Source organism: Streptomyces sp. NPDC058955 (genome assembly GCF_042741435.1).
Taxonomy (GTDB): Bacteria; Actinomycetota; Actinomycetes; order Streptomycetales; family Streptomycetaceae; genus Streptomyces.
This window is the reverse complement of record NZ_JBHYKM010000220.1, coordinates 1-4,746: the sequence shown is the minus strand read 5'-3', so window position 1 is coordinate 4,746 and position 4,746 is coordinate 1. Positions and strand designations below refer to the sequence as shown.

Here is a 4,746-nt window from a genome sequence, read left to right as displayed (position 1 = left end):
GGCTCGCTGGAGGGCCGCGGGCTTGTGCGGGGGGGGGGTGTGGGGGCGCGGGGGGGTCTCGGGGCCGGCGCGGGGGGGGGCGGCGCAATGGGAGGGCGGGCGCCGCGGGGGGGCCCTCGGCGCGGCGGCCCGCCCTCCACCTCGCCGTGCCGCAGGTCCAGTTCGTCGAGGGTCCGGCGGCCGGCCAGGGCCGTCGCGGTCATGGCGCCGCCGATGAGGATGCCGCTCACCGGCACGACCGCGATGCCGGGGACGGTCAGCAGCCCCGCCGCGACCAGGCCGGCCACGGTGGGCACGACCGGGGCGGCGACGGGGAGGATCGCCCACCACCAGGTCCCGTTGCCGGTGATGCGGCGGCCGGCGGTCCGGGCCGCGACGGCGAGCATCAGGAGCAGGAAGCCGACGAGGGCCGGGGTGTGGCGGACGGCCCAGCCGATCAGCGCCGAGACCGCCGCCAGTTGTGCCACCGCCCGCAGTCCCGCGGTGACGATCTCCCGGGCCCGCCTGGAGGACCCGTCCGGGGAGAGCCGGAACCCCGCGGTCACGGCGGCGGCCACCAGGAGCAGCACGACGAGTGCCACGGCGAGCGAGGTGTCGACGGGCAGCAGGGTCTCGGCGGCGAAGTGCATGGGACATCGCTACCGCGCGGGGCGGGGGCTCCGCCAGGAGCGACCCGCGGCGGGTGTCACTCCAGGGTGCGGTGGCCGCCCTGCGGGATGACGAGCGGGGTGCCCGCGACCGGGCAGTCGATGACGGTGGCGCGCAGGCCGAAGGCGTCGTGGACGAGTCCGGGGGTGACGACCTCGGTGGGCGGCCCGGCGGCCAGGACGCGGCCGTCGCGCATGGCGATGAGGTGGTCGGCGTACCGGCAGGCGAGGTTGAGCTCGTGGAGGACCATCACGACGGTGCGGCCCTCGGTGCGGTTGAGGTGGGCGACGAGTTCGAGGACGTCGACCTGGTGGGCGAGGTCGAGGTACGTGGTGGGCTCGTCGAGCAGCAGGACGGGGGTGTCCTGGGCGAGGGCCATGGCGATCCAGACGCGCTGGCGCTGGCCGCCGGAGAGCTCGTCGAGGGAGCGGTCGGCGAGGGCGGCGGTGCCGGTGGCCGCCAGGGCGCGGTCGACGACGTCCTCGTCGGCCGCGGTCCACTGGCGCCACCAGCGCTGGTGCGGGGTGCGGCCGCGGGCCACCAGGTCGCGGACGGTGATGCCGTCGGGGGCCGCCGGGGACTGCGGCAGCAGCGCGAGGCGGAGGGCGAGGTCGCGGGCGGACAGCTCGGCGGTGTCCTGGCCGTCGAGGTGGACGGTGCCGGCCTCGGGCTTGAGCAGCCGGGCGAGGGCGCGCAGCGCGGTGGACTTGCCGCAGGCGTTGGGGCCGACGAGGGCGGTGACCTTCCCGGCGGGGATGTCGAGGTCGAGGCCGTCGGCGACGAGCCGGTCGCCGTACGCGAGCCGCAGTCCGGTGCCCCGGAGCGTGGTGGTCATGGGTCAGCCTCCCTTTCCGGCGCGGTTGGCGCGGGCGAGCAGCAGCAAGAGGTAGGGGGCGCCGACGACGCCGGTGACGATGCCGACCGGGAGTTCGGTCGGGGAGAAGACCAGGCGGGCGGCGAGGTCGGTGAGCAGGAGCAGGACGGCGCCGGTGAGTCCGCTGAGGACGAGCGGGATGCCGGGGGTGCCGGCGAGGCGGCGGGCGATCTGCGGGGCGCCGAGGGCGATGAAGGCGACCGGTCCGGCGGCGGCCGTGGCGAGCGCGGCGAGGCAGGTGGCCAGGAGCAGCAGGGCGATGCGGGCGCGGCCGATGGGGATGCCGAGGCCGAGGGCGGTGTCGTCGTCGAACTGGAGCAGTTGGTAGGAGCGGGCCAGGGCGACGGTGAGGGGGACGAGGACGAGGAGGGCGAGGCCGATCCACCGGACGTGTTCGTAGGAGCGGCCGTTGAGGCTGCCGGTGAGCCAGACCATGGCGCGGGACGCCTGGTCGATGTCGGCGCGGGCGAGCATCCAGCGGGTGAGGGCGGCGAGCGTGCCGTTGGCGGCGATGCCGACGAGGACGAAGCGGTAGCCGGTGATCGTGCCGCCGCGCCAGGCGAGCAGGTAGATCGCGGCGGCGGTGACGAGCGCTCCGGTGAGGGCGCCGAAGGGGACGGCGGCGAAGGTGCCGGCTCCGGCGGCGGTGACGCCGCCGACGAGGATGGCGCCGACCGCGCCCGCGCCGGCTCCGGCGGAGATGCCGATGAGGTCGGGGCTGGCCAGCGGGTTGCGGGTGACGGCCTGGTAGACGGCGCCCGCGACGCCGAAGGCGGCTCCGACGAGGAGGGCGGTGAGCGCCCGGGGCAGCCGGAGCTGGTGGACGATCAGGTCGGCGTCGCCCGTGCCGGTGCCGAACAGGGCGCCCAGGACGTCGCCGACGGGTATGGCGAAGGTGCCGAGGGACACCGAGGCGACCAGGGCGGCGAAGCCGGCCAGGGTCAGGGCGGCGGCGGTGACGGCGACGCGGGGGCGCAGCCGGATGCCGAAGGGGCCGAACTCCCACCTCATCGCGTGTGCTCCTTCAGCTTGCCCCGCTTGACGAGGACGGCGAGGAAGGGGGCGCCGACGAGGGCGGTGACGACGCCGGCCTCCAGTTCGCCGGGCCGGGCCACCATGCGGCCGACGACGTCGGCGGCGAGGACCAGGGTGGCGCCGCCGAGGGCGGAGCAGGGGACGAGCCAGCGGGCGTCGGGGCCGGTGAAGGCGCGGACGACGTGCGGGACGACGAGGCCGACGAAGGTCACGGGGCCCGCGGCGGCGACGGCGGCGCCGGTGAGGACGACGACGGTGAGGCCGCCGAGGGCCCGGGTGGTGCGGACCCGGGTGCCGAGGGTGGTGGCGAGGTCGTCGCCGAGGGCGAGGGCGTTGAGCCGGCCGCTGAGCGCGAGGGCCATGACGAGGCCGACGACGACGAAGGGCAGGAGCTGGAGGGCGATGGACGCGTCGCGTCCGGCGAGGGAGCCGATCGCCCAGTAGCGGTACTGGTCGAGGGTGCGCATGTCGAGCAGGACCAGGGTGTTGGTGAAGGCGTCGAGGAGGACGGTCACCGCGGCGCCGGCGAGGGCCAGTTTGGCGGGGGTGGCGCCGCCGTAGCCGGTGCCGCCGACGAGGTACGCGAGGAGTCCGGCGAGGGCGCCGCCGAGGAAGGCGAACCACACGTACTGGTACGAACTCGTGAGCCCGAGCAGGCCGATGCTCGCGGCGACGGCGAACGCGCCGCCGGCGCTGACGCCGATGAGGCCGGGGTCGCCGAGCGGGTTGCGGGTGATCTCCTGCGCGACCGCGCCGGCGGCGCCGAGGGCCAGGCCGACGAGGAGGCCGAGGAGGGTGCGCGGCATGCGCAACTCCCGTACGACCACGGCGTCGCCGTCGGTGCCGCCGCCGAGCGCGGCGAGGACGTCGCCGAGCGGCACGGCCTTGGTGCCGATCGCGAGGGAGGCGCAGCTCACGACCACGAGCGCGGCCAACAGCACGGCCGGTACGGCGCATCGCACGGCGGGGCGGCGGGGCGGCGGGGCCTTGAGGGCGGGGAGTTCCGCGCGCTTCGCGGAGGACGTTACGGGCACGCAGCTAAGGTTAGCCATGCCTAAGGAGTCACTTCCGGCCGCCCCCTGTGGTTTTCCTGTGCGGCGTACAGCTATGCTCACCCCGTTCTTAAGTAAGGCTTGCCTAACTCAACTGTCCCGGGGAGATCCATGTTCACCCGCACCCCCGCCCGCCGTGGCCGGATCGGCGCGCTCCTGCTCACCGCGGTCCTCGCCACGGGCCTGTCGGCCTGCGGCGGTTCGGGCGGCTCCGACCCGAAGGCCTCCGACGGCACGACGGCCGCCGCCGAGAAGGCCGCCGGCTTCCCCCGTACCGTCCAGCACGACAAGGGCAGCACCGAGATCGAGGCCAAGCCGCAGCGGATCGTGGCGCTCGACAACAGCCTCGTCGAGGCCGTCGTCGCCCTCGACGGCACGCTCGTCGGCGGCATCGGCTCCTACCGCGACCAGGACGACTTCCCGCCCTACCTCGGCGACGCGGTCAAGGACACCAAGGACGTCGGCCCGCTCGACAGCCCCAACCTGGAGGCCATCGCGGCCCTCAAGCCGGACCTGATCGTCTCCGCCACGGTCCGCCACGAGGACCTGTACGAGCAGCTGAAGCAGATCGCCCCGACCGTCTTCGTGAAGACCACCGGCCCGCTGTGGAAGGACAACATCACCCTCCTCGGCAAGACGCTCGGCGAGGAGGAGAAGGCGAAGGCGAAGCTCACCGCGTACGAGACCCGGGCGAAGAAGATCGGCGACGCGATCAACGCCAAGAAGAAGAACCCCACCGTCTCGCTGGTCCGCTTCGTCGACGGCCCGACCCGCATCTACCTGCCGAAGAGCTTCAGCGGCATCATCGTCCAGGACATGGGCCTGGCCCGGCCCGAGAACCAGCGGGACCCGGAGAACTTCAACCTGGAGATCAGCGAGGAGCAGATCGCCCAGGCCGACGCCGACGTCGTCTTCTACAGCTCCTTCTCGGGCGGCGACGAGCACAAGGAGAAGTTCCTCGCCAACCCGCTGTGGAAGCGCCTCGGCGCCGTGCGGAGCGGCGACGTCCACGAGGTGAAGGACGAGATCTGGATGACCTCCGTCTCCCTCCAGGGCGCCGACCTCGTCCTCGACGACATGGCGAGGATCTTCCAGGTCGACCCGGCCAAGTGACCTTCCGGAACAGCGGGGTGCGCC

At 74.4% G+C, this 4,746-nt stretch carries 5 protein-coding genes; 1 reads left to right on the top strand and 4 read right to left on the bottom strand.

Annotated elements, in window-relative coordinates:
* The 4 genes from ACFW1I_RS37950 to ACFW1I_RS37935 all read right to left on the bottom strand — a co-directional run.
* On the bottom strand, positions 1-629 hold a 629-nt coding region (locus tag ACFW1I_RS37950; RefSeq protein WP_384678613.1), incomplete at its 3' end, for an ABC transporter permease.
* Positions 630-685: 56 nt separating this feature from the next.
* Positions 686-1,483 carry an ABC transporter ATP-binding protein gene (locus tag ACFW1I_RS37945; protein WP_384678612.1) on the bottom strand — a complete coding sequence of 266 codons (798 nt, stop codon included), beginning with the start codon at positions 1,481-1,483 and terminating at the stop codon, positions 686-688.
* A 3-nt stretch (positions 1,484-1,486) separates the two neighbouring features.
* The gene (locus ACFW1I_RS37940; protein ID WP_384678610.1) at positions 1,487-2,533 is read right to left on the bottom strand and encodes a FecCD family ABC transporter permease; all 1,047 of its coding nucleotides are present in this window, start codon (positions 2,531-2,533) and stop codon (positions 1,487-1,489) included.
* Positions 2,530-3,609 carry a FecCD family ABC transporter permease gene (locus ACFW1I_RS37935; protein ID WP_384678609.1) on the bottom strand — a complete coding sequence of 360 codons (1,080 nt, stop codon included), beginning with the start codon at positions 3,607-3,609 and terminating at the stop codon, positions 2,530-2,532. The genes ACFW1I_RS37940 and ACFW1I_RS37935 overlap by 4 nt, the downstream gene beginning before the upstream one ends.
* Before the next feature lie 111 nt (positions 3,610-3,720).
* Here ACFW1I_RS37935 and ACFW1I_RS37930 point away from each other — a divergent pair, with 111 nt between their 5' ends.
* Complete coding sequence (locus ACFW1I_RS37930; protein WP_384678607.1) at positions 3,721-4,722, top strand: ABC transporter substrate-binding protein; 1,002 nt, start codon at positions 3,721-3,723, stop codon at positions 4,720-4,722.
* Positions 4,723-4,746 lie beyond the last annotated feature (24 nt).

Coding starts and splice junctions, on each gene's coding strand:
- ACFW1I_RS37945 (WP_384678612.1), bottom strand. CDS start 1,483: ATGACCACCACGCTCCGGGGCACCGGACTGCGGCTCGCGTACGGCGAC.
- ACFW1I_RS37930 (WP_384678607.1), top strand. CDS start 3,721: ATGTTCACCCGCACCCCCGCCCGCCGTGGCCGGATCGGCGCGCTCCTG.
- ACFW1I_RS37940 (WP_384678610.1), bottom strand. CDS start 2,533: ATGAGGTGGGAGTTCGGCCCCTTCGGCATCCGGCTGCGCCCCCGCGTC.
- ACFW1I_RS37935 (WP_384678609.1), bottom strand. CDS start 3,609: ATGGCTAACCTTAGCTGCGTGCCCGTAACGTCCTCCGCGAAGCGCGCG.